The organism is Mesorhizobium sp. M7A.F.Ca.MR.176.00.0.0 (assembly GCF_004023165.1).
Lineage (GTDB): Bacteria > Pseudomonadota > Alphaproteobacteria > Rhizobiales > Rhizobiaceae > Mesorhizobium.
This window is the reverse complement of sequence record NZ_RZTC01000221.1, coordinates 1-2035: the sequence shown is the minus strand read 5'-3', so window position 1 is coordinate 2035 and position 2035 is coordinate 1. Positions and strand designations below refer to the sequence as shown.

Annotated in this window: 1 protein-coding gene and 1 pseudogene; both read right to left on the bottom strand. The window is 63.9% G+C overall.

Translation table 11 applies throughout. The annotated features are described in order from the left end of the window. Positions 1–89 precede the first annotated feature (89 nt). Entirely contained in the window at positions 90–1040 is a 951-nt protein-coding gene (lpxC, locus tag EOB59_RS33930) for a UDP-3-O-acyl-N-acetylglucosamine deacetylase (protein WP_023813134.1), read from the bottom strand. A gap of 281 nt (positions 1041–1321) precedes the next feature. Beyond that, positions 1322–2035 (bottom strand): annotated as a pseudogene (locus tag EOB59_RS33925) (cell division protein FtsZ); the annotation flags it as partial.

Genomic DNA, 2035 nt, shown 5'->3' with positions numbered 1-2035 from the left:
CCACTTGGACATCAATGCAATTTCACTGGCGGGTGGTGCATTCCTGCAACATGCGCTATCACCATGGAACCCGAAAAAACCCTGGGAAATCAGATCATCCAGGGTGCGTAGAGTGGCGCATTGACGGCGTTCATCTCGGCGCTGCGGCCACGCTCACGGCGCGTCGTCTCGACGATCTCGAACGCCGTGCGGTCCGAGAGCAGACGGCGCAGGGCCGCGGCATTCATCCTGTGGCCGCCGCGATAGGAGCGGAAGCAGCCGATGAAGCGGGCGCCGGCCAGCGCCAGGTCGCCCATGGCGTCCAGCGTCTTATGTCGCACGAATTCGTTGGGATAGCGCAGGCCGCCCATATTGATGACGCGGTTGTCGTCGCCGATGACCAGCGAGTTCTCCAGCGAGGAGCCGAGCGCGTAGCCTGCGGCCCACAGCCGCTCGACATCCTTCATGAAGCCGAAGGTGCGGGCGCGCGCGATGTCGCGACGGAAAATATCGGCATTGAGGTCGGAGGCAAACAGCTGACGACCGATCGCCGGGCTTTCGAAGTCGATCTCGATCTCGAAACGGGTCCCGTCATAGGGCCGAAACTCCGCCCACGAGGCGCCGTTCTCGATGCGGACCGGCTTGATGACCCTGATATAGCGCCGCTTGACCGAGAGCGTCTCGATACCCGCCTGATCGATGGCTTCGACGAACGCCATGGCGCTGCCATCGAAGATAGGAACCTCGGAACCATCGATCTCGACAGCGACATTATCGATGCCGAGCCCAAACAGCGCCGCCATGATGTGCTCGACCGTGGCGATATGCTCGCCGGCGGGATCACCAAGCATGGTGCACAGGTCGGTAGCGCCGACTTCCGAAACCAGGGCACGAAACTCGCGGCCCTGCTCCGCACCGTTGAAAAGCTGGAAAACGATGCCGGTGTCGGCATCCGCGGGCACGAAGCTGATGGACACTTCCTTGCCGCTGTGGACGCCGGTGCCGGTAAGCGACGCGCGCGTCTTCAATGTCGTCTGATAGTCGTGCAAGACAATCCCCATAAGCCCGTAATGCCTAGGTCCGCTTCTCCAGCCCGAGGGCGCGGCTCTTGTGTGAATCGGCTGGCAGGGTGACTTCCCCCGAAATCCCGGCAAACCGATGATGGTAGGCCGCGAAGATAATGTCCCGTCAGGGAGACTCCAAATCACGGTTTCTTACTCTGTGTAACCGCAAAATGGAACGAGTGCGACTTGGTAAGTCGTTGAAATCACATCATTTAAAACATTAACAGGCAAGCGATTCCTCGCTTGCCTGTTAACAAATGTTACAGTCCGTTTACCAATCAGTTGGCCTGGCGGCGCAGGAACGCCGGAATCTCCAGCTGATCGTCTTCCTGAGTCGTCCTCACCTGCGGCGTCAGGCGGCCCTGATCATCGAGCTGGCCGCGGCGCGGCGCATAGAGCTGCGCATCCTGGCTGGCGAGACGGCGCACTTCGGGCGCGGCCTGGCGCAGCTTGGGCTCGCGCGGCTGCGCCGGCTGCAGCCGTGCGGGTTCTTCCTCGCGGCGGGTCAGACCATTGGTCAGGCGCTTCAGCAGGCCCATCGGTCCGCTGTTGTTCTCGTGGTCGACCGGGCGGCTCTTGGCATCCACCTCGGCCTTGACGACCGGCGGAAAGTCCTCGACGCGCGGCATGCGCTGCGGCGCCATGGCAACCGGCTGCGGCGCCTCGCGCTGCAGCATCTCGCGCGGCTGCGGGGCCGGCTGCATCTGCTGGACCACCGGCTGCGGCATCGGCTGGGCGGGCGGTGCCTGGAAGATCTTGCTCTGCGGGCGGAAATCTTCAGCGTGGGCGACCGGGGCCGGGCGCGCCTGCGCCATGGCCGCGGCATTGGCTTCGGCCAGATGGATGGCTTCCGCGACCGGGTCAAGGGCACGTGGTTCGTATGCCGCCTGCTGGACAGGCGCCGGACGAACCTCCGCGATCTGAGCCGCCGGGCGGCTGGCCGGCTTCGGAGGCGCCGTGCGGATCGAGATCGGTGCGCCGGCGATTTCAGC